Source organism: Streptomyces sp. RK62 (assembly GCF_018070255.1).
GTDB lineage: Bacteria > Actinomycetota > Actinomycetes > Streptomycetales > Streptomycetaceae > Streptomyces > Streptomyces nigra.
On the sequence record NZ_JAGPYD010000002.1, the window covers coordinates 282,385 to 305,436 of the forward strand.

The following is a 23,052-nucleotide window of genomic DNA, read 5'->3' on the forward strand; positions in this document are numbered from 1 at the left end:
TCACCACCACAGCAACGCCGCACCAGGGAGCTGTTTTCCATGAGCGCCGAGACTCCTGCCGTTCCCGGCACCGATGAGCACTACCTCCGGGTCGCCAGGCGGAAGTTCCGCGCCTGGCGGGGCACCAGGCCGTTCTGGGCAGGTCTGTTCATCATGCTCGGCGGCCTCCCGATCGCGTACTTCCCGTACGCCCACCTGCAGATCGGGCACCTGACGCTGGCGATGGCCACGACGGCGGGTGCCGGATCGCTGATCATCGGTGTGCTGCTCGTCGTCCTGGGCATCAGCCTCTGGTTCCAGAAGCACGTGCGCGTCTTCGCGGGCATCGCGGCGATCCTGCTGGGCCTGGTGTCCATTCCCGTGTCCAACCTCGGTGGCTTCCTCATCGGCTTCCTCCTCGCCCTGATCGGCGGAGCGATGGCCGTGTCCTGGGCGCCCGGGGAGGACGAGGACGCGCAGCCCGCGCAGGCCGGCACGACGAGTGAGGGGTCCGCGCCGGAAGGTGCCGCGGACTCCGACACCACCGCCCTGAAGCCCGTGGTGGGCGAGTCGAACGATCTGTCAGGAACGAGCCCGGCGAACGGGGCGAACGGGAGGCACAGTGCCGGCTGACGAGGTGACCCACGGGACTGAGGTGGACACGTCCCGTGTGAGAACCGGGCCGCGACACGCGGCGCCCAAGAAGCCGCTGTTCACCAGATTCCAGATGCCCGCGGGCAAGGCGATAGCCCTGGCGGCGATGCCGACTGCGGTCCTGATGGGCATGGGCTTCACGCCCACGCTCGCGCAGGCCGACAGCGACAACGCCACCAAGCCCACGGCCAACAGCCTGACGGCCGACGAGTACAAGGACTGCGTGGCCGCGCTGGAGGACGACGCCGACGCCTCGGCGTCCCCGTCCCCGAGCGCCAGCGCGTCGGCCGACGAGAAGGAGACGGCCAAGCCGGACCCCTCGGACTCCGGCTCCGACAACTCCTCGGACTCCGGCTCCGGCAACTCCTCGGACTCCGGCTCCTCGGACTCCTCGCAGTCCGCGGGCGGTTCGTCCTCGTCGGATTCAGGTTCCGACGATGCCGAGCCCGCGCCGAAGCCGTCGGAGAGCAAGACCGGGGAGGCCCCGTCCGCCGAGACGGCCACGCCGTCCCCGTCGCCCTCCCAGAGCGGCGGCAACCTGCTGGAGAACATCGGCGACGCCATCGAGGGCATCTTCACGGGCGGTGCGAAGGGCGACGAGAGCGCGAGCCCCACACCGTCGCCCTCGGCGAGCGCCACCGAGGAGGCGTCGTCCGGCGAGGAGCCCTCCGCCAAGGAGTCCTCCGCGGCGTCCGACCCGGTGAAGGAGACCACCGACAAGGTCACCGACACGGCGGGGAAGGCCGTCGAGGACGCCGGTGACAAGGCGTCCGACGCGGGGAAGGACACCTCCGACGCGGTGAAGGAGGCGGCCGACGAGGTCACCGCCACGCCGAGCCCGTCCGAGAGCGCCGGCGTCGACCCGGACGACTGTCCGGTCGCCACCGACGACGAGGGCGGCGTCGACAACACCGTGCCGCTGCCCGACGACCCGTGGTACCTCAACGCCAGCTCGCTGCTGCTGAAGGGTGCCGACTACCAGGGCATCGTCGAGGTGAAGACGGCCAGCGGCAAGAAGAAGAAGGTGCTGAAGTACGTCATCTCCGACGGCACCGACATCGGTGACCTGCACCAGACGGTGAACGACAAGCAGTCCGGCAAGACCTACCACGTGCAGGCGGCCGAGGGCTCGACGTCGACCATCCGCGGTGGCAAGACGGTGATGTACACGGAGAGCATCTCCGGCAACCTGCTCGGGCTGATCCCGGTCACCTTCGACCCGGAGAACCCGCCGCCGCTGAACATCCCCCTGATCTACTTCACCAAGGTCAAGGTCACGCAGGCCGCCCAGTTCGGCGGCACCCTGCATGTGCCGGGGCTGCACAACTTCACGACCGACTGAGCCGGGCGTCACCGGGACGCCGACACGAGCCCGTTCGGGAGCCGCACAGTGGCTGTGGCCCGGTCCTCGTCCGAGGGCCGGGCCACAGTCGTGTTCCGGCTTCGCGTCACTCTTCCTTCACTCCGCCTCCCCTTTTCCTCCCTCAAGTCGACTGACTTTGGGTACAGTTGGGCTGCACGTGTTCCGAACATGACCACATTCGGACCGTGTACGACCGACTGCGACCGGGGGAACTGCGTCGTCGACGGGGGAACAGGGGAAGCGCACGTCTGCCGTGCCCGCATGACCTCTCATCGCCTTCTCGCGCCCCATCTGTGAACGCCCGCCCCTGGTTGCCCTCCGCACCCAGAAAGGGATGCCCCCTTGCGTTCCAGACCCCCCGGGTCCTCCGGGCCGGCGCCGCGCATGAGACGGAGCCGCTTCACCCGGCTGCTTCCACTCCCGCTGGCCGCCGCCCTCCTCACCGGCCTCGCTGTGAGCCCCGACCTGCTCACGCGCCCCACGAACTCGCTCGACGACGCCGCCCCCGTGGCCGGTTCGAGCCCGTGGTTCGACGACACGGCCGCCGAGCAACTGCGCCAGGACCAGTGCCTGATGGCCGACGTCCTGCGCCTGGGCGGCCCCGCGATGGCCGGCACGGCGCAGGACGCCCTCAACCGGCCGGCCGAGGAGCTGCACACCCTCGCCGACCGGAAGTACTGGGAGAACACGCCGCTGGCCACGGCGTTCAAGAGCGACCGGGCCACCGCCGACAAGGCGCTGCAGGACCTCGCCGCCCAGCGCGACACCTGGAAGAAGCCGCTCGAGGGCCTGACCAACCCGGCCGGCTTCACCGACACCGGCTTCCACTGGCCGCCGGACGGCGGCAACGGCAAGCCCGGCTTCTACACCCAGACCGGTCTCGACCGGTGGACCGCCGACCGCTTCTGGCAGGACGAGGAGACCTTCTACAAGGACTCCACCCCCGCCGCCGACGCCGCCACGCGCAAGGCCGTCGCCGACCTGGGCACCCCGCTCTACGGCAAGGACCCCGACCCGAGTCTGCCGAGCGACGAATGGAACCGGGCCCTCGCCGAGCGCGACGCCTTCCGGTGGCTCACGGACACCTCGGGCCAGCCCGGAGCCGATGACGCCCGGATCTTCCTGACCTCCGGGGGCTTCCCCCGTACCGCCCCGGAACCGGGCTCGCCCGAGTACCGTGTCGCGGTCGAGGACCTCAAGTCCCGTTTCGCCACGTGCGCCTGGCGCGACCCGCTCGACCCGCGCGACGCCCTGAGCGACGCCACCGCCACCGCGGCGGCCGAGTGGCAGCAGGAGATCGCGGCCCAGGCCACGCAGCGCAACCAGATCCTGACCGCCAACAAGGACGCCACCAAGGCGCTCACCGCCGGCGCCAAGGCGCTCGGCGACCTGATCGGGCAGTCCTGGACCGCCGACCACCTCACCCGCTGGCAGGACTACTGGTCCGCCGGCGGCGTCGGCGCCATCGGGAACGCGCCCACCACCATCGAGGTGACCGGCAAGAAGGGCCTGTGCCTGGACGCCGCGGGCGGGGGCACGACCGACGGCACCGCCGTCCAGATCTACACCTGCAACGGCTCCGCCGCCCAGCAGTGGACCGTCGAGGGCGACGACAAGGGCCTGCACCTGCGCAACGTCAAGGCGCTCAAGTGCGTCGAGGTCGCGGGGAACAACGCGGCCGACGGTACGAAGATCCAGCTCGCGACGTGCAAGAGCATCCCGGCGCAGACCTGGGAGTACAACGTCCGCGCGGCCACGCCGCTGAAGAACGTGGGCACGGGCAAGTGCCTGGACCTGAAGACGTACGACAACGGCCAGGACTCCCGGCTGTGGACGTGCTCCGGCGCCACCGCGCAGAAGGTCACCATCAAGCCGTCCGGCCAGAAGGGGACCGTCCCACCGAAGGCCCAGTTCGACAAGGCGAAGGCGGGCCTCACGGCCGCGCGCACCAGTGCGGCCAACCAGCTGACGGCACTGAAGGCGCAGCTGGCCGCCGCGCAGAAGGCGGCGACCATCTCCGACACCGCCGAGCAGGCGGCGTACACCATCGCCGACCAGCAGGGCGCCCCGCGGGGCCGCGGGCTGCTCGTGGGCCAGCAGAAGGCCCAGGTCACCAAGGGTGCGGTGGCCGCGCTGGAAGCGATGGTGAAGGCCGGTGAGACCGCCGAGGCGGCGACCCGCGCCTCCGCGAGCGACAGCGACACCATCGCCCAGCGCGCGCTCGCCCAGGCGGCGCAGGCCAAGGCCGAGTTCCGCAAGAAGGCCGCCGAGACGGCCGAGCTGCAGGCGAAGGCCGCGGCGGACGCCGCCAAGGTGCACCGCGACAACGCCAAGAAGGACAAGGAGACCACGGAGGCCAAGCTCGCGGTGGCCCTGAAGGCGGAGGGCGAGGCCAAGTCGGCGGCGGCCACGGCCCACGCCAAGCGGCTGGCCGCCGAGGCCGAGGAGAAGACGGCCAAGGCGGAGAAGGAGAAGGCCGCCGCCAAACAGGCGGAGGCGGAGCAGCACAAGAAGACGGCCCAGAGCGAGGCGGCGAAGGCCAAGGACGCGCGTGAGAAGGCCGAGGCGTCCGAAGGCACCGCGGTCGAGAAGCGCAACGTGGCCGTCAAGGCCCGTGACCACGCCAAGAGCATGCGGGACGACGCGTGGGACGCCGAGCAGAAGGCGGACGCCGCCCGGGCGAAGGCCGACGCGAAGGCCGCCTACGCCGACTCGCTGGAGGCCGGAAGCGCGGCCGACGAGGCCCGTGCCGCCGCCAACCAGGCCGACAAGCACGCCGACGACGCCGAGACCGCTGCCGGCAAGGCCCGGTCCGCGGCCGACGCGGCGACCCAGGCCGCGGCGGACGCGGACGCGGCGGCCACCCGTGCGGAGTCCGCGGCCAAGCGGGCGCGTGCCGACGCCGATGCCGCGCAGGCCGCGAAGCTGAAGGCGGACGCCGCGGTGAAGACCGCGACGAGCGCCACGGCCGACGCCATCAAGGCGTCGCAGCACGCCTCTGCGGAGGCCAAGACGGCGGTGAAGCTGGCCGACGAGGCGGAGGCGAAGGCCAAGACCGCCAAGTCCGAGGCGGACGAGGCCAATAAGGAGGCCGGCAAGGCACTGGCGGCGTCCGCGAAGGCGGCGGGCTTCGCCTATGTCACGGCGCAGGCCGCCGTGGACGCCGGGAAGGCCGCCGCGCAGGTGGCCAAGCCGGCCAACGACGCCATCCAGCTCGGCTCGCCGTACGTCGACACCGACTCGGTCGCCGGTCTGGTGGTGCTGGCCGGGCAGGGCTCCAAGACGATCGCGGAGCAGCAGCAGGCCGTCGCCGAGACGCATGCCAAGAACGCCCAGGAGGAGGCCGCCTCGTCGCAGGCGCTCGCCGACCAGGCGAAGGGCGACGCCAAGGCCGCCTACCAGCACGCGGCGAACGCCGCCAAGCACGCGTCGGACGCCCGCGGTTACGCCAAGGAGGCCCTGGGATACGCCGCCGACGCCGCGAAGGCCGCGTCGAAGGCGGTCGCGTCACTGGCCCGCACGGTCGAGTACGACCGCCAGGCGGCGGAGGACGCGGCGGCGGCCGACAAGGCGGCGGGCCGTGCCGAGAGCCATGCAAAGGCGGCCCGAGACTCCGCCGACGAGGCGGCGCTCGACGCGGAAGCGGCCCGCAAGGCCGCTTCGGCGGCAGAGGCGGACGCCAAGGAGGCCCGAGCGGCAGCCGACCGTGCGGACAAGGCGGCCACAGAGGCGGAAGAGGCGGCGAAGGACGCCGAGAAGTACGCCGAGGAGGCACAGGAGGCGGCCGAGCAGGCGGCTCGCACCGACGCGAACAAGCAGGTGGCGTCGGGCGCCGGGACGGGGCTCGGCAGTGTCTTCTACGTCATCGACAAGATCGATCCGGTCGGTGAGCCGAAGTGGCTCGGTCAGAAGTCGCTCAGCGTGTGTGGGATCGCCTGGGCCGACCCCACCACCCACTGCAACGAGTTCGAGGTGACGGTCAACGTCACCGTCGACTACTACCTGTGCACCGACCCGAACGTCCCCGCCACGCAGTCCGGCTGCCCGGACGAGAGCTCGATCTTCCTCGACACCGAGGTCAAGAAGATCACTGAGAACAAGGCGATCCTGGTCAGCGCCTGGGACGTGGTCGAACAGCTGTGGGCGCCGATCATCGAGGCGCTCACGCACGACTTCACCGCGTGCTACCACGGTTCCGTCTCGGGCTGCGCGTGGGCGGCGACCTGGTTCGTGCCCGGCAAGGCCGTGACAGCCGTGGCCGACGGCATCCGAGCCGTGGACGCCGCGATGCGGACCGGGATCGGGGTCAGGGACGCATTCGACGCGCTCAAGATCCTGCGTATCAACCCCGCGACACTGGCCGACGTCGAACGGATCATCAACACCTCCGACGGGCTCAAGACAGCGTGCCGGATCAACAGTTTCCCCGGCGAGACCCGGGTGTTGATGGGTGACGGATCACGCAAGGCGATCCGTGACGTGCGGGAGAACGACACGGTTCTGGCCGCCGACACGGAGACCGGCCTTCTGAAGGCGCGTCAGGTCACCCGGACATGGCGCCACGACACCGACCATCTGGTCGACATCACGGTTGCCGACGGCGGGCGGCTCTCCAGCACCACGGGCCACCGCTTCTTCGTCACCGGCCGTGGGTGGACCCTGGTGGCCGACCTGCGCGTCGGCGACCGTCTGCGCACCCCGGACGGAACGGTCCGCGTGGTGACGGCTCTGCGGGACCGGCCCGACCTCGCCCCTCGGTCGGTGTACGACATCACTGTCGCCGACCTGCACACGTTCTATGTGCTCGCAGGAGACGCGCCGGTCCTGGCGCACAACTGCGACGGCGAGATCCGATGGCTCACGGAAACCTTGTCTGCCGGCTCCGACGCCGCGAAGTACGATGCGGGAGCGATGGGGGCCCGACAGGGATTCGCTCCGGCCCTTCAGTACTACAAGCCCGGTGCAGTCAGACTCGCGGAGATCAAGTTCGACGGCATCGACGTCGCCAACAAGATCATGATCGACCGCAAGTACAACGTCACCCGGTATCCCAAGTCCTACAGGCAGGCGCAGAACCAGTCCCTGGCCCTGGAACAGAACGGGATGACAGGTGTCTGGGAGGTTCCGAGCGCCAAGGTGGCTGACGAGGCGCGGAAGATCCTCGCGAAGCAGCTCATCACCAACATCCGAGTGAGGATCGTGGCACCGTGACCCAACTCGAACGCCTTCTCGCGAACGTCCTGATGGACGTCGTGGTGACTCTGCGGTCCGCACGCCCCGGCGGACTCGATCCGGATGACGCCGGGCGACTCACTGAGGGAGCGCTGGGCATCCTCCGGTCTGGGCTCGCCGACGCCACCGGTGAGGAACAGCGGGCGCTGGCGCTGGTTCTCCAGGAGAACGCCGACCGTGAAGGAGTGCCGGAGCGGAAGGCGGCGGCCGTCGAGTTCGCCGAGTCGCTGCGCGCCGCCCCCGAGCACTCCGCTCGGGTCGGCCGGCCCGAGGCCGTCGTCCGTGTGCTCGCGGAAGCCGTCATGAATCTGCTTCTGGCGATCGAGCTGGCGGACGACGACGTCATCGACCCGGACGACGCCGTGAAGGTCGGCGAGTGGGCCGCGGCAGGTCTGCAGACGGGACTGGACCAGGCCTCCGAGGAGGACCGGCACGCCCTGATCGACCACTTCCGCGCCATCGCTGAGGCGGAGGAGGACCCTGAACGCAGGGGCCTGGCTCTGGAGTTCCCCGAAGCGATGGGTCTGCTTCCCGAGGACGAGGACTGACAAAGAGGTCGGGCACCAGAGGGCGCCCCCTGCCGACAGGGGAGGGGGCGCCCTTCGCACGCGCTGGCCGCATCGCCGCCCAGGAGAGAGGAACAGTTGAGAACCCAGCTGAAAGTGACCCGCGACGGCGATGTCTTCGTCGTCCGGCTAGCGCCCCGTCAGGTTTCGGCGATGTACGAGGCGCTGAGCTTTCTCGCAGGACTGGACTACGGTGACACGCAGTTGATCCTGTTGGTCGGCGCGGGGCGGGAGGCCGTCGACGCGCTCGTGGGACGGCTGGCCGGGCGGCACACGGAGTCTCGCGACTTCCGGTTCACCATCGAGGAACTGCACACGATGCACAGCGCGCTGACCGCACTGCCCATCAGGTTCGTCGAGCGTGGCGGCCTCTTCGCGCAGGAGCCCTTCCACATCCGAACGGGCTTCTACCGGGAGAACTTCGACGCCCTGGCGTCCGCCGTCGTCCGCGCGGTCGCCGAGGCGTGACACACGCGGAGGGCGCCCCCCGCCGCGAAGCGTGGGGCGCCCTCCGAGAACCGAGACGTCCAGCCGTCAGTCGCGGCCCTGGCCGCCCAGGTGGTGGACCCGGACCATGTTCGTCGTGCCCGGGACCCCGGGCGGGGAGCCCGCCGTGATGACCACGATGTCGCCCTCGTGGAACAGGCCCAGCTTGACGATCTCCTGGTCGACCAGGTCGACCATCTCGTCGGTGCTGTTCACGAACGGCACCACGTGCGGCTCGACGCCCCAGCTGAGGGTCATCTGGTTGCGCGTGGACTCGTCCGTCGTGAACGCGATGATCTGCTGCGCCGCCCGGTAGCGGCTCAGGCGGCGGGCGGTGTCGCCGGACTGGGTGAAGGCGACCAGGCCCTTGCCGCCGAGGAAGTCGGCGATCTCGCAGGCCGCGCGGGCGACCGAACCGCCCTGGGTGCGGGGCTTCTTGCCCGGCACCAGCGGCTGGAGGCCCTTGGAGAGCAGTTCCTGCTCGGCGGCCGTGACGATCTTCGACATCGTGCGGACCGTCTCGATCGGGTAGGCGCCGACCGAGGACTCCGCCGACAGCATGACCGCGTCCGCGCCGTCCAGGATCGCGTTGGCCACGTCGGAGGCCTCGGCGCGGGTCGGACGGGAGTTGGTGATCATCGACTCCATCATCTGGGTCGCCACGATCACCGGCTTGGCGTTGCGCCGGCACAGCTCGATGAGGCGCTTCTGCACCATCGGGACCTTCTCGAGCGGGTACTCGACGGCCAGGTCGCCACGCGCGACCATCACGCCGTCGAACGCCATCACGACGTCCTCCATGTTGGCGACCGCCTGCGGCTTCTCCACCTTGGCGATGACCGGGACGCGGCGGCCGACCTCGTCCATGACCTTGTGCACGTCCTGCACGTCGTCGGCGTCCCGCACGAAGGACAGGGCGACCAGGTCGCAGCCCATGCGCAGCGCGAAGCGCAGGTCCTCGACGTCCTTCTCGGACAGCGCCGGCACGTTCACCGCCGCACCCGGCAGGTTGATGCCCTTGTGGTCGGAGACCACACCGCCCTCGATGACGATGGTCCGCACCCGCGGGCCCTCGACCTCGGTGACCTTCAGCTCGACGTTGCCGTCGTTGATCAGGATCTGGTCGCCCTTGGAGACGTCTCCGGGCAGGCCCTTGTAGGTCGTCCCGCAGATGGACTTGTCGCCCGGGACGTCCTCGGTGGTGATGACGAACTCGTCACCGCGCTCCAGCTCGACCGGGCCCTCGGCGAAGGTCTCCAGACGGATCTTCGGTCCCTGGAGGTCGGCCAGCACGCCGATGGCGCGGCCGGTCTCCTTGGCGGCGGCCCGCAGGCGCTCGTACCGCCCCTGGTGGTCCTCGTGGGTGCCGTGGCTGAAGTTGAAGCGGGCCACGTTCATGCCGGCCTGGATCAGCGACACGAGCTGTTCATGGGAGTCGACCGCGGGGCCGAGAGTACAAACGATTTTCGAACGGCGCATGGGACGATCCTATCGGTTTGTTTCGCCGCGGAATATTCCGTCTGGTGGAAAGTACAAATGAGCTGTGCTTTGCTCAGCCGTGTTACCGGGCCGTTTACCTCCGTTGCCGTCGTTCATCGTCCTCGCTCAGTCGCCGCCTCGCCGACCAGAGCGTAGGTCTGCGTCGCGATCTCCAGTTCCTCGTCCGTCGGCACCACCGCCACCGCGACCCGCGCGCCCGCCGGTGAGATGACCCGCGCCCCGTCGCCGCGCGCCGCGTTCAGCTCCGGGTCCACGGCGAGACCCAGCTGCTCCAGGCCCGCCACGGCCGCCTCGCGGACCGGGGCCGCGTTCTCCCCGACCCCGGCCGTGAACACGACGGCGTCCACCCGGCCGAGCACCGCGTAATAGGCGCCTATGTACTTCTTCAACCGGTGAATGTAGATGTCGAACGCCAATTGCGCGCGCTCGTCGCCCTCGTCGACGCGGCGCCGGATCTCCCGCATGTCGTTGTCGCCGCAGAGCCCGATCAATCCGCTCTTCTTGTTGAGCAGGGCGTCGATTTCCTCGATGGACATTTCGGCGACGCGCGTCAAATGGAAGATGACGGCGGGATCGGTGTCACCCGATCGCGTACCCATCACGAGTCCCTCCAAAGGCGTCAGCCCCATGGAGGTCTCCACGCACCTTCCGCCCCGCACCGCCGACGCCGAGGCGCCGTTGCCGAGGTGCAGCACGATGACGTTCACCTCTTCGGGTGCCTTGCCGAGCAGCTCGGCGGTGGCCCGCGAGACGTACGCGTGCGAGGTGCCGTGGAAGCCGTAGCGCCGGATGCGGTGCCGGTCGGCGGTCTCGACGTCGATGGCGTAGCGGGCGGCCGACTCCGGCATCGTGGTGTGGAAGGCCGTGTCGAAGACGGCGACCTGCGGCAGGTCCGGGCGCAGTGAGCGCGCCGTGCGGATGCCGGTGAGGTTCGCCGGGTTGTGCAGTGGCGCCACCGGGATGAGCCGCTCGATCTCGGCGAGCACCGCCTCGTCGATGACGGTCGGCTCGGTGAACCGCTTGCCGCCGTGCACCACCCGGTGCCCGATCGCGGCCAGCTCCGGCGAGTCCAGCCCGAGGCCGTCCTGGGCGAGCTCCGCCGCCACGGCCTTCAGGGCGGCGTCGTGGTCGGCGATCGCGCCGCCGCGCTCGCGGCTCTCGCCGCCGCCCGTCAGCGGGGTGTGCTTCAGCCGGGAGGTCCGCTCGCCGATGCGCTCGACGAGCCCCGTGGCGAGCCGCATACGGTCGCGCATGTCGAGCAGCTGGTACTTCAGCGACGACGAGCCGGAGTTGAGGACGAGGACGCGGGTGGCGGTCACGGGGCGGCGGCCTTCCGCTCGGAGGACGGGACGGGGGGCTGGGACTGGATCGCCGTGATGGCGACGGTGTTGACGATGTCCGAGACGAGGGCGCCCCGGGACAGGTCGTTGACCGGCTTGCGCAGACCCTGCAGGACCGGGCCGACGGCGATCGCGCCGGCCGAGCGCTGCACGGCCTTGTAGGTGTTGTTGCCGGTGTTGAGGTCCGGGAAGATCAGCACGGACGCCTGGCCGGCCACGTCGGACTCCGGCAGCTTGGTCGCGGCCACGGTCGGCTCCACGGCGGCGTCGTACTGGATGGGACCCTCGATCCGCAGGTCGGGCCGGCGCGAACGGACCAGCTCGGTCGCCTCCCGCACCTTGTCGACATCGGCGCCCGAGCCGGAGGTGCCCGTCGAGTACGACAGCATCGCGATCCGCGGCTCCACCCCGAACCGCGCGGCGGTGGCCGCCGACTGCACGGCGATGTCGGCCAGCTGCTCGGCGTCCGGGTCCGGGTTCACCGCGCAGTCGCCGTAGACGAGCACCTTGTCGGCGAGGCACATGAAGAACACCGAGGAGACGATGCCGGCGTCCGGCTTCGTCTTGATGATCTCGAACGCGGGCCGGATGGTCGCCGCCGTCGAGTGCACCGACCCCGACACCATGCCGTCGGCGAGCCCCTCCTGCACCATCAGGGTGCCGAAGTAGTTGACGTCGCTGACCACGTCGTACGCCAGCTCGACGGTGACCCCCTTGTGGGCGCGCAGCCCGGCGTACTTCTCGGCGAAGGAGTCGCGCAGTTCGCTGGTCGCCGGGTCGATCAGCTGGGTGTCGCCCAGGTCGATACCGAGGTCGGCGGCGGTCTTGCGGATCCGGTCGGCCGGTCCGAGCAGCGTGAGGTCGCAGACGTTCCGCCGCAGCAGCACCTCGGCGGCCTGCAGGACGCGCGGCTCGGTGCCCTCGGGCAGCACGATGCGCCGCAGATCCGCGCGCGCCTGCTCCAGCAGCTTGTGCTCGAACATCATCGGCGTGACCCGGTCGGAGCTCGGCGCCGAGACCCGCCCCAGCAGGTCCCCGGTGTCGACGTACCGCTCGAACAGGCCGAGCGCGATCTCCGCCTTGCGCGGGGTGGCCGCGCTCAACTTGCCCTCCAGCGACGACAGTCGCTCGGCGGTGGAGAAGCTGTAGCCCGGCACGGACAGCACCGGCGTGCCCGGCGCGAGCCGCGCGGCCAGGGTGAGGATCTCGTCGCCGGGCCGCTCGTCGAGGGTGAGCAGCACCCCGGCGATCGGCGGGGTGCCGGCGCTGTGCGCGGCCAGCGAGCCGACGACCAGGTCGGCCCGGTCGCCCGGGGTGACCACCAGACAGCCCGGCGTCAGCGCGCTCAGGAAGTTCGGCAGCATCGCGCCGCCGAACACGAAGTCCAGCGCGTCGCGCGCGAGCCCCGAGTCGTCGCCGAGCAGCACCTTCGCGTCCAGGGCCTGGACGATCTGCGCGACCGTCGGCGCGGACAGGGCCGGCTCGTCGGGGACGACGTAACAGGGCACGGGCAGCCGGGAGGCCAGCCGCCCGGCGATCTCGTCCCGGTCCTCGCGGGCCACCCGGTTGGTCACCATGGCCAGCACGTCGCAGCCCAGGTTCTCGTACGCGCGGTAGGCGTTGCGGGTCTCGGCGAGCACCGACTCGGTGTTCTGCCCGCGTCCGCCGACGACCGGGAGGACGGAGGCGCCGAACTCGTTGGCCAGCCGGGCGTTGAGGGACAGCTCGTCCGGGAGCTGGGTGTCGGCGAAGTCGGTGCCGAGCACCAGGACGACGTCGTAGTCCCGGGTGACCGCGTGGAAGCGGTCGACGAGCGTGGACACCAGTTCGTCGGTGCCGCGCTCGGCCTGGAGGGCGGACGCCTCGTGGTAGTCCATGCCGTAGACCGTCGCCGGGTTCTGGGAGAGGCGGTACCGGGCGCGCAGCAGCTCGAACAGGCGGTCGGGTGAGTGGTGGACCAGCGGCCGGAACACCCCGACCCGGTCGACCTGGCGGGTCAGGAGCTCCATCACCCCCAGCTCGACGACCTGGCGGCCGTCGCCGCGGTCGATGCCGGTCACGTACACGCTGCGCGTCACGCGTGATCTCCGTTTCCTCTGTCGCCGTCTCGTCCGTCGCGTCCTCGGGTCCCACGTCGGGCCGCGACATCACCCGGTGAGAGGAGTGAAACCCTCTTGACACTACCCTTGGCCGTCGTTAAGGCGCCCGCCAGGATGAGGGGCCCGGCAGGGGGTACGCGCGGGACGGGGGCGGCGCCGGCACGGCCCGGAACAGGACGGAGCGGGGCGGACCGGACGCAAGCGACAGGGCCCTCGGAGACGTGAAACAATCGGATTGGCTCACCGGTATCACGACAGCGAGCAGGAGACACAGCACGATGCGCATCGGAGTTCTCACCGCAGGCGGCGACTGCCCCGGCCTGAACGCCGTGATCCGGTCGGTCGTGCACCGCGCCGTCACCCAATACGGCGACGAGGTGATCGGCTTCGAGGACGGCTTCGCGGGCCTGCTCGACGGCCACTACCGCACCCTCGACCTGGAGGCGGTCAGCGGCATCCTGGCCCGCGGCGGCACCATCCTCGGCTCCTCCCGCCTGGAGCGCGCCCGGCTGCGCGAGGCCTGTGAGAACGCCCCGGACATCGCCCGTGACTTCGGTATCGACGCGCTCATCCCGATCGGCGGCGAGGGCACCCTGACGGCCGCCCGGATGCTCTCCGACGCGGGCCTGCCGGTCGTCGGCGTCCCCAAGACGATCGACAACGACATCTCCTCCACGGACCGCACCTTCGGCTTCGACACCGCCGTCGGCGTCGCCACCGAGGCCATGGACCGCCTGAAGACCACGGCCGAGTCGCACCAGCGCGTCATGGTCGTCGAGGTCATGGGCCGGCACGCGGGCTGGATCGCGCTGGAGTCCGGCATGGCCGCCGGCGCGCACGGCATCTGCCTCCCGGAGCGGCCGTTCGACCCCGCCGACCTCGTCAAGATGGTCGAGGAACGCTTCGCCCGCGGCAAGAAGTTCGCGGTCATCTGTGTCGCCGAGGGCGCCCACCCCGCCGACGGCAGCATGGACTACGGCAAGGGCGAGATCGACCAGTTCGGCCACGAGCGCTTCCAGGGCATCGGCACCGCCCTCGCCTTCGAGCTGGAGCGGCGCCTCGGCAAGGAGGCCAAGCCGGTCATCCTCGGCCATGTCCAGCGCGGCGGCGTGCCCACCGCGTACGACCGCGTCCTCGCGACCCGGTTCGGTTGGCACGCCGTGGAGGCCGCCCACCGCGGCGAGTTCGGCAGGATGACGGCCCTGCGCGGCACGGACATCGTGATGGTCCCGCTCGCCGAGGCAGTCACCGAGCTGAAGACGGTCCCGAAGGACCGCATGGACGAGGCGGAGTCCGTCTTCTAGGGGGTGTCGGCCGGTGTCAGGGCGTGCCGCCCTGCACCGCCGTCCAGAAGCGCTCCACGATCCCGTCCAGGAACGCCCGGCCCGCCGCGCTGGAGTCGCCGGAGCCCGCGCCCCAGCTGAGGGTGGCGGTCATCTGCCCCTGGTACTCCTGGTGCAGCTCCCGCAGGGCGTCCTGGATCAGCCGCCGGTCCAGCGGCGCGATCGCGCCCACCGGGCGGACGTACGCCTGCCAGCGCGTCGTCACGGCGCTGCGCAGCAGGTCGGCCAGGCGTCCGTCGCGGCCGGTCACGGTGATGAAGTCGGGCAGCGACAGCCCGAGCACGTCGGCGAGCGCGGCGGACTGGCGGTCGGTGCCCCGCCACGCGTCGTGCTCCTCCATCGTCAAGTAGGCGTGCAGATCGACCCCGACGGCACGGGCCACGTCCTCGGGCGCGAGGCCCCGGGCGACACGGTGCTCGCGCAACGTCCGGGGTCTGCCGAGCAGTTCGCCCGGCGAGCACCACAGGACGCCCGCGAGGGCGGTGAGTTCGGCGTTGTCCGGCGCCACGAGTTCGCGCTCCCACGCGAGGACGAGGTCCCCGGTGACATGGGGAAGGCCGTAGGAGACCCGCATGCCGTAGGCGACGTGCTCTGGCCCCATGCTGAGGCCGGCTCTCAGACGGCGGGCGGCGGGGGCGTTGAACGGCGGGGTGGGCGGATTGCGATGGCTGGAACGGTGGGGCGGCTGGTTCTGCTGAGCTGGCGGTCGGCGCACGGCCCACACCGTAGGACGGCCCCGAAGCGGTGACTACGGTCTGTTCAGCCAGGATCACGGATCGTACGAAGATACGGCTACCGGCGGGTTCGGTCCCTGGAGGGAGGCGGTGTCGCACCCGGTCGGACACCGCCCCGAAGCGCCCCGGCCGACCCCTCGGGTGCCCGCGCCCGGGGAACGGCAAGCTCAGGCGGCATATTCGGCCTCGTGTGCGGAGCCGTATCCACAGCCGGGTCTCCCGTCGGACCGACCCGCGGCAGCCGACCGCACGGACGGGACTCGAAGACGCGTGCGGCCCGTGCGGTGCCGGCCACGGCCCGACGCGCCCCGGGAGGCGGCTCGAATCCGACGGCCGCCCCCGCCCGTCACCCCTTGACCGCCCCGCCCAGCGCGAACCCGCCGCCCAGCCGGCGCGCCACCAGCACGTACAACAGGATCACCGGCGTCGAGTACAGGATCGAGAACGCGGCCAGCTGGCCGTAGACCACCGTGCCCCGGTTGCCGAAGAACTCGTTGATGCTCACCGCCGCCGGCATCTGGTCCGGCGTCAGCAGCAGCATGAACGGGACGAAGAAGTTCCCCCACATCATCACGAACGAGAACACCGTCACGACCGCCACACCCGGCCCCATCAGAGGCAGCACGATCCGCACCAGCGACTGGAAGGAAGACGCTCCGTCCGTCCAGGCCGCCTCCTCCAGCTCCTTCGGCACCCCGTCCATGAAGTTCTTCATCAGCCAGATGGAGAAGGGCAGTTGGGACGCGGCGAAGAAGAAGATCGTGCCTTCCATCGTGTCGATCAGGTTCACCTGCACGAACAGCGCGTACACCGGCACCATGATCGCCGTGATCGGCAGGCTCGTCGCGAACAGCACCGTCAGCAGGAACGGCCGGTTGAACCGGGACCGGAACCGCGACAGCGGATAGGCGGCCAGCGCCGAGCAGGCCACCGTCAGCAGCGTCCCGCCGCCGCACAGCAGCAGGCTGTTCAGCAGCGGGGTGAAGGTGATCTCCGGGGTCATGACCGCGTCGAAGTTGTCCAGGGTCAGCCCGTCGGGCAGCTTCACCCGCAGATCCGCGTGCGGGTCCAGGGCGGACAGCACCACCCAGGCCAGCGGCAGCACGAACGCGGCGGCCACCACCAGCAGTCCGGCGTCGGCGGCCAGCCGGTGCGAGGCCCGGCGGGACGTGAGCGTACGCGCCATGCTCAGACCTCCGTTCGCAGCAGACGCAGATAGACCACCGAGAACAGCGAGCCCACCACGAGCAGCAGCAGGGCGACCGCGGTGCCGTAGCCGATCATGCTCTTCTGGAACGCCTCCTCGTACATGAACAGCGGCAGCGTCTGGCTGCGGCCGCCCGGACCGCCCCGGGTCATCACCCAGATCAGCCCGAACACGGACAGCGTCTGCAAGGTGATCAGCATCAGATTGGTGCCGATGGAGCGCCGGATCATCGGCAGCGTGATGTGCCACAGCCGGCGCCAACCGCCGGCCCCGTCGACCTCCGCGGCCTCGGTGATCTCCTTCGGGATCTCGTTGAGGGCCGCCGAGTACACCAGCATCGAGAAGGCCGTGCCCCGCCAGACGTTCGCGAAGGACACCGCCAGGATCGGCAGGGTGAACAGCCAGTTCTGGGTGGGCAGATGGAGCCAGTCCAGTACGGCGTTCAGGGTGCCCTCGCGGCGGAAGAAGGCGTACAGCAGGAAGCCGGCGACGACCTCCGGCAGCACCCACGCCGTGATGACGATGCCGCCGACCAGCGTGCGCACCGGCTTCGAGGCGCGCTGCATCAGCGCCGCCAGCGCCAGCCCCAGGGTGTTCTGGCCGACCAGGGCCGAGATCACCGTGAAGACGAGGGTGAGCCAGACGGCGTTCAGGAACGCGTCGTCGCCGAAGGCGGTGGTGAAGTTCTCGAACCCGACGAACGAGTCCTCGGCCTGCCCGGTCAGCTGGAGGTCGGTGAACGCGATGTAGGCGCAGTACGCGATCGGGCCGGCCAGGAACAGCAGCAGGAGGACGACGGCCGGGGCCAGCGGCAGGACCCGCAGCAGCGGGACGCGAGGGGACCGGGCGGCCGGGCGGGGCGGCGCGGCGCCCGGACCCGGCCTCTTTTCGAGGCCGGGATCGGTGGCGGTGCTCATGGGCGGCGGCTCACTTCTCGATCACCTGGCCGTCGGTCGCCGATTCCAGCTCCTCGTCGTACGCCTTCGCCGCCTCCTCCACCGACGCGTCACCCGTGGTCACGCCCTCCATCGCCTCCTGGATCGCGGTGGAGACCTTCGGGTACGCCGGGTAGGCGGGCCGGTAGTGCGTGGAGGCCACCAGATCGGTGAAGAACTTGATGCCGGGCTGCGCCTCGACGTACCCGGGGTCGGCGGCGACGTCCTCGCGGACCGCGATACCGGAGTTGGCGATGTACCACTTCTTCGCGTTCGCCTTGGTCTGCATGGTCTTCACGAACTCGAAGGCGAGGTCGGGGTTGCCGGCCTTGGCGGGGATCGCCCAGGTCCAGCCGCCGGACATGCTCACCTTGCCGGGCGCCTGCCCGTGCTGGGTGGGCATGGCGGCAAGCCCCAGCTTCCGCGACCACTCCGGCCACTCGTGGCCGCTGCCCTCCAGCCAGTCCTGCGGCAGCCAGGACCCGTCGAGGTCGATGCCGAGCTTGCCCTCGGGCAGCAGCTCACCGCGCACCCGGGTACCGAAGTTGGGGTCGAGGGCGTCAGAGACGTCCGGTCCCAGCTTCTCCTTGTAGACCGTCTCCACGAACGCCAGGGCGTCCTTGAAGCCCTTGCTTCCGGCGATCCACTTCTTGGACCCCTTGTCGTACAGCGGGTCCGAGGAGCCGTCGTTCGTGCCGTACAGCAGCATCTCGAAGCCCTGCATGGTGGCGGCCTCGCCGGCGGGCTTGCCGGTGTAGACGTTCAGGGGTGTGACGCCGGGGACCTTCGTCTTGATGGCACGGGCCGCGTCGAGGACGTCGTCCCAGGTCTTCGGCTGCCAGTCGGCGGGCAGACCCGCCTTGGCGAAGATCCCCTTGTCGAACCACAGGCCCCGGGTGTCGGTGCCGTCCGGGACGCCGTACGTCCTGCCGTCCTCGCCCTTGGCCGCGGCCTTCGCCGTGTCGATGAACTGGTCCCAGTCCGGCCACTTCGCGAGATACGGGTCGAGCGGCTTCAAGTACCCGCTGGTGATGTCCGAGTTGATGAGGAAGGTGTCCTCGTAGACCAGGTCGGGAGCGGTCTTGGGGGAGCGGAGCATCTGCTGCAGCTTGGTGTAGTACTCCGAGTCCGGGGCCTTGATGGGGACGAACTCCACCTTCTTGCCGGGGTTCGCCTTCTCGAACTGCTTCTTGATGTCCGCGAGATAGGTGTCCATCACCTTCACGGAGTTGTCCGTGGACTGCTTGAAGGAGACCTTCAGCGTGTCCGGGTCGCTGCCGGAACCGCCGCCGCACGCGGTGAGCGTGGTGACGGCGAGGGCGACGGCGAGGAGCGGGGGGAGGGCGGCGGTGGGGCGCACGGGCATGACCTCCTGCGGGCGCACGACGTTGTGGCGCTGGACGGCTGCCCGGTGAACCTAAGAGGAGTGGTCTAGTCAGGTCAATGGATGTGCGGGGGAAAGCGCTTGAGGAGGTCGTGACGGCCGGCGTCTATCGGCCCGTCCCCGGCCCCGGCAGCCACCGGTACACCAGCTCCGGACGCCCCACCTGCCCGTACACCGGCCTGCGTTCGGCCCGCCCGGCATCGACCAGATGCTCCAGATAGCGGCGGGCCGTGATCCGGGAGATCCCCACGGCCTCGGCGACCCCGGCCGCCGTCAGCCCGCCGTCCGCGTCCCGCACCGCACCGGTCACCCGCTCCAGCGTCGGACCGCTCAGCCCCTTCGGGAGCGCCGCGGGGCCCGGCGCCCGCAGCGCCGCGAGCGCCCGGTCCACCTCGTCCTGGCCGCTCGCCTCGCCGACGGCCGCGTGGAACTCCGCGTACCGCACCAGCCGGTCCCGCAGCGTGGCGAAGGTGAACGGCTTCAGCACGTACTGCACGACGCCCAGCGACACCCCCTCGCGCACCACCGCGAGATCCCGGGCCGACGTCACCGCGATCACGTCCGCGTGATGCCCGGCGGCCCGCAGCGACCGGGCCAGCTGCAGCCCGTGCACATCCGGCAGATGCAGGTCCAGCAGCAGCAGATCCACCGGCGTCCGCTCCAGCGCCCGGCGCGCCTCCGCGCCCGTGTGCGCCGTACCGACCGCGACGAAACCCGGCACCCGGCCGACGTACATCACATGAGCGTCCGCGGCTACCGGGTCGTCCTCGACCACCAGCACCCGGATCGGCTGCGCGGCGCCGCCCCCCGTCATACGTCACCTCTCACGGCCACGGCGTCCTCGACGGATCCGCCCTGCGCGGGCACGGTACCCGCACCCGGGTCACCGGAGCCGCCGTCCGCCAGGCGCAGCCGCACCTCGAACACCGCCCCGCCGCCCTCGGCCCGGGTCACCGCCAGCTCCCCCCGGTGCCGGGTCACGACCTGCCGGACCAGCGCCAGCCCCAGGCCCCGGCCGCCCGGCCCGGCCGGCTTGGTGGAGAACCCGCGCCGGAACACCGCCTCGGCGTGCGCGGGGTCCACCCCGGTGCCGGTGTCCGTCACCCGCAGCACCAGTTCGCCGTCCCGCGCGTACGCCGTCACCGTCACCCGTGCCCCCACGCTTCCCTGTGCCGCGTCCACGGCGTTGTCGATCAGATTGCCCAGCACGGTCACCAGGTCCCGGGCGGGCAGTGCCTCGCTCAGCAGCCCGTCGTCGAGCCGGCTGTCCTCGGAGACGACGAGTTCCACGCCCCGCTCGTTCGCCTGGGCCGTCTTGCCGAGCAGCAGCGCCGCCAGCACCGGCTCGCTCACCGCCGCGACGACCTGGTCGGTGAGCGCCTGCGCCAGCTCCAGCTCGGCGGTGGCGAACTCCACCGCCTCCTCGGCCCGCCCCAGCTCGATCAGCGACACCACCGTGTGCAGCCGGTTCGCCGCCTCGTGCGCCTGCGAGCGCAGCGCCTGCGTGAAGCCCCGCTCGGAGTCCAGCTCACCCATCACCGACTGCAGCTCGGTCACGTCGCGCAGCGTCACCACCGTGCCCCGCCGCTCACCGCCCGAGACCGGTGAGGTGTTCACGACCAGCACCCGCTCGGCGGTCAGATGCACCTCGTCCACCCGGGGCTCGGACGCGAGCAGCGCGCCCGTCAGCGGCGCCGGCAGCCCCAGCTCCGCCACGGACCGGCCCACCACGTCGCCGACGCCCAGCAGCTCCCGGCCCCCGTCGTTGATGAGCGCCACCCGGAACTGCCCGTCCAGCATCAGCAGCCCCTCGCGCACCGCGTGCAGGGCGGCCTGGTGGTAGTCGTGCATCCGGCTCAGCTCGGCCGCGTTCATCCCGTGGGTGTGCCGGCGCAGCCGCGCGTTGATCACATACGTGCCGACCGCGCCCAGCGTCAGCGCGCCCGCCGCCCCGCCGATCAGGGCGGTCAGCTGCTCCTGCACCCGCTTGCTGATCTCCTCCACCCGGATGCCCGCGCTGACCAGGCCGACGATGTCGTCCCGGCCGGTGCCGCCGTCGTAGATCGGCACCACCGCCCGCACCGACGGGCCCAGGGTGCCGGTGTACGTCTCCGTGAACGGCTCCCCGTGGAGCGCGCGCTCGGTGTGCCCGCGGAACGGCCGCCCTATCTGCCGGTCGTCCGGGTGGGTCCAGCGGATCCCGCGCGGATCCATGATCGTGACGAAGTCGACCTCGGCGTCCCGCTGGACCCGCAGCGCGTACGGCTGGAGGTCGGCCGTCGGATCGTCGGTGCGGATGGCCTCGCGCGTCGACGGGGCGTCGGCGATCGACTGGGCCACCGCCGCGGCCTGCCGGCCCGCCGCGTCCTCGGCCTGATCGCGGTCGCTGAGGTAGGTGAACACGGCGTACCCGGAGAACAGCACCGCGATCAGCACGGCCTGCATGGCGAACAGCTGCCCGGCCAGGCTGCGGGGTCTCGGGACGGGGATACGCATGCCGCCAGTCTGCCCGCACGGTTCCCGGTGAACTAAATGAACGGAAGGGTGACCGCCCTCACACGCCGGGAGATAGTCACCGCATCGCTGCATACGACCCCCGTCCCCAGGGGCGCGCTGGGGCGTGTTCTCGGAAACACGCCCTGGTCCCCAGCGAACCCCCACCCCGGACGTGAGCCGCACGCCGGTGACAACCGACGAAGACGTCAAGGAGGGCAGCCGTGGCCGCCGCCAGTTCCCCCGATACGGCACCTGCCGCACCCGTCGCCAAGCGGGACCGCACGCACTACCTCTACATCGCGGTGATCATCGCGGTGGCCCTCGGTATCACCGTGGGCCTGGTCGCGCCCGACTTCGCCGTGGAGCTGAAGCCGATCGGCACGGGCTTCGTCGCACTGATCAAGATGATGATCTCGCCGATCATCTTCTGCACGATCGTGCTGGGCATCGGCTCCGTACGGAAGGCCGCCAAGGTCGGCGCCGTCGGCGGTATCGCACTGGTCTACTTCCTGGCGATGTCGCTGGTCGCCCTCGCCATCGGCCTCGTCGTCGGCAACATCCTGGAGCCCGGCACCGGCCTCGCCGTCACCGACGCCGTCAAGGACGTCGGCCAGGCGCAGGTGGACGCGGAGGCCAAGGACACCACCGAGTTCCTGCTCGGCATCATCCCGACCACGATCGTCTCCGCCTTCACCTCCGAGTCGGTCCTGCAGACCCTCCTGATCGCCCTGCTCGCCGGTTTCGCGCTGCAGGCCATGGGCTCCGCCGGGGAGCCGATCCTGCGCGGGGTGCAGCACATCCAGCGGCTCGTCTTCCGCATCCTCGCCATGGTGATGTGGGCCGCGCCGATCGGTGCCTTCGGCGCCATCGCCGCCGTCACCGGCTCGGCCGGCGTGGACGCGCTCAAGAGCCTCGCCGTGCTGATGCTGGGCTTCTACGTCACCTGCTTCCTGTTCGTGTTCCTGGTGCTGGGCGCGCTGCTGCGGATCGTCGCCGGCCTCAACGTCTTCACGCTGTTCAAGTACCTGGGCCGTGAGTTCCTGCTGATCCTGTCGACGTCGTCCTCCGAGTCGGCCCTGCCGCGCCTCATCGCGAAGATGGAGCACCTCGGCGTCAGCAAGCCCGTCGTCGGCATCACCGTCCCGACCGGCTACTCCTTCAATCTCGACGGCACCATGATCTACATGACCATGGCGTCCCTGTTCATCGCCGACGCCATGGGCACCCCTATGTCGATCGGTGAGCAGATCCCGCTGCTGCTCTTCCTGCTGGTCGCCTCCAAGGGCGCCGCCGGTGTCACCGGCGCCGGGCTCGCGACCCTGGCCGGCGGCCTGCAGTCGCACAAGCCGGCCCTGGTGGACGGCATCGGCCTGATCGTCGGCATCGACCGCTTCATGAGCGAGGCCCGCGCCCTGACGAACTTCGCGGGCAACGCCGTCGCCACCGTGCTCATCGGCACCTGGACGAAGGAGATCGACCGGGAGCGCGTCGACGAGGTGCTCGCGGGCCGTATCCCCTTCGACGAGAAGACCCTGCTCGACGACCACGGCCACGACACCGAGCCCGCCCCGGCCGAGGCCCCCGGCCAGGACGGCGAGAAGGAGCTCGCGAAGGCGTGACCGCCCTGACCGGCCCCTTCGCACCGGACGCCCGGCCCCGCCTGAACCGGGGCCGGGCGTCCGGCCGTGTGCGGCCCTTGCCCTGACGTCGGCGTCAAGGACTACGTTCGACCGC

At 70.8% G+C, this 23,052-nt stretch carries 16 protein-coding genes; 7 read left to right on the top strand and 9 right to left on the bottom strand.

What is annotated here, in order from left to right; all coding sequences use genetic code 11:
* The first annotated feature begins 39 nt into the window (after positions 1-39).
* From KBY32_RS05100 to KBY32_RS05120, 5 genes are all read left to right on the top strand, one after another.
* Complete coding sequence (locus KBY32_RS05100; RefSeq protein WP_210979020.1) at positions 40-612, top strand: DUF6114 domain-containing protein; 573 nt, start codon at positions 40-42, stop codon at positions 610-612.
* Positions 602-1,975, top strand: coding sequence for a hypothetical protein (locus tag KBY32_RS05105; protein WP_210979021.1), 1,374 nt, complete (start codon positions 602-604; stop codon positions 1,973-1,975). The genes KBY32_RS05100 and KBY32_RS05105 overlap by 11 nt, the downstream gene beginning before the upstream one ends.
* Before the next feature lie 405 nt (positions 1,976-2,380).
* Positions 2,381-7,207 (top strand): ricin-type beta-trefoil lectin domain protein, encoded by a 4,827-nt coding sequence (locus KBY32_RS05110; protein WP_210979022.1) that lies wholly within the window; start codon positions 2,381-2,383, stop codon positions 7,205-7,207.
* Complete coding sequence (locus KBY32_RS05115) at positions 7,204-7,776, top strand: hypothetical protein (protein WP_210979023.1); 573 nt, start codon at positions 7,204-7,206, stop codon at positions 7,774-7,776. Before KBY32_RS05110 ends, KBY32_RS05115 begins: the two co-directional genes overlap by 4 nt.
* Positions 7,777-7,872: 96 nt before the next feature.
* Positions 7,873-8,262, top strand: coding sequence for a hypothetical protein (locus KBY32_RS05120; RefSeq protein ID WP_210979024.1), 390 nt, complete (start codon positions 7,873-7,875; stop codon positions 8,260-8,262).
* 66 nt (positions 8,263-8,328) lie between these two features.
* Here KBY32_RS05120 and pyk read toward each other — a convergent pair whose 3' ends face one another.
* The 3 genes from pyk to pta form a co-directional block, all read right to left on the bottom strand.
* Positions 8,329-9,759: a pyruvate kinase gene (gene pyk / locus KBY32_RS05125; RefSeq protein ID WP_055624975.1), complete on the bottom strand. Its 1,431-nt coding sequence runs from the start codon at positions 9,757-9,759 to the stop codon at positions 8,329-8,331.
* Between the two features lie 113 nt (positions 9,760-9,872).
* On the bottom strand, positions 9,873-11,099 hold the full coding sequence (locus KBY32_RS05130; protein WP_210979025.1) for an acetate kinase: 1,227 nt from the start codon (positions 11,097-11,099) through the stop codon (positions 9,873-9,875).
* Complete coding sequence (pta, locus tag KBY32_RS05135; protein WP_210979026.1) at positions 11,096-13,198, bottom strand: phosphate acetyltransferase; 2,103 nt, start codon at positions 13,196-13,198, stop codon at positions 11,096-11,098. Before pta ends, KBY32_RS05130 begins: the two co-directional genes overlap by 4 nt.
* Before the next feature lie 299 nt (positions 13,199-13,497).
* Here pta and KBY32_RS05140 point away from each other — a divergent pair, with 299 nt between their 5' ends.
* On the top strand, positions 13,498-14,523 hold the full coding sequence (locus KBY32_RS05140) for an ATP-dependent 6-phosphofructokinase (protein WP_108708770.1): 1,026 nt from the start codon (positions 13,498-13,500) through the stop codon (positions 14,521-14,523).
* Positions 14,524-14,539: 16 nt separating this feature from the next.
* Here KBY32_RS05140 and KBY32_RS05145 read toward each other — a convergent pair whose 3' ends face one another.
* The 6 genes from KBY32_RS05145 to KBY32_RS05170 form a co-directional block, all read right to left on the bottom strand.
* On the bottom strand, positions 14,540-15,286 hold the full coding sequence (locus tag KBY32_RS05145; protein WP_374224906.1) for a helix-turn-helix domain-containing protein: 747 nt from the start codon (positions 15,284-15,286) through the stop codon (positions 14,540-14,542).
* 356 nt (positions 15,287-15,642) lie between these two features.
* Positions 15,643-16,482 (bottom strand): carbohydrate ABC transporter permease, encoded by an 840-nt coding sequence (locus tag KBY32_RS05150; protein WP_210979028.1) that lies wholly within the window; start codon positions 16,480-16,482, stop codon positions 15,643-15,645.
* Between the two features lie 2 nt (positions 16,483-16,484).
* Entirely contained in the window at positions 16,485-17,420 is a 936-nt protein-coding gene (locus KBY32_RS05155; RefSeq protein ID WP_210979029.1) for a carbohydrate ABC transporter permease, read from the bottom strand.
* Between the two features lie 10 nt (positions 17,421-17,430).
* Positions 17,431-18,804 carry an extracellular solute-binding protein gene (locus KBY32_RS05160; protein ID WP_210979030.1) on the bottom strand — a complete coding sequence of 458 codons (1,374 nt, stop codon included), beginning with the start codon at positions 18,802-18,804 and terminating at the stop codon, positions 17,431-17,433.
* A 124-nt stretch (positions 18,805-18,928) separates the two neighbouring features.
* Positions 18,929-19,636, bottom strand: a complete 708-nt coding sequence (locus KBY32_RS05165) for a response regulator (protein ID WP_055624968.1) — start codon at positions 19,634-19,636, stop codon at positions 18,929-18,931.
* Entirely contained in the window at positions 19,633-21,318 is a 1,686-nt protein-coding gene (locus KBY32_RS05170; RefSeq protein ID WP_247689014.1) for a sensor histidine kinase, read from the bottom strand. Before KBY32_RS05170 ends, KBY32_RS05165 begins: the two co-directional genes overlap by 4 nt.
* A 221-nt stretch (positions 21,319-21,539) precedes the next feature.
* Here KBY32_RS05170 and KBY32_RS05175 point away from each other — a divergent pair, with 221 nt between their 5' ends.
* Positions 21,540-22,937 (top strand): cation:dicarboxylate symporter family transporter, encoded by a 1,398-nt coding sequence (locus tag KBY32_RS05175; RefSeq protein WP_210979031.1) that lies wholly within the window; start codon positions 21,540-21,542, stop codon positions 22,935-22,937.
* The last annotated feature ends 115 nt before the right edge of the window (positions 22,938-23,052 follow it).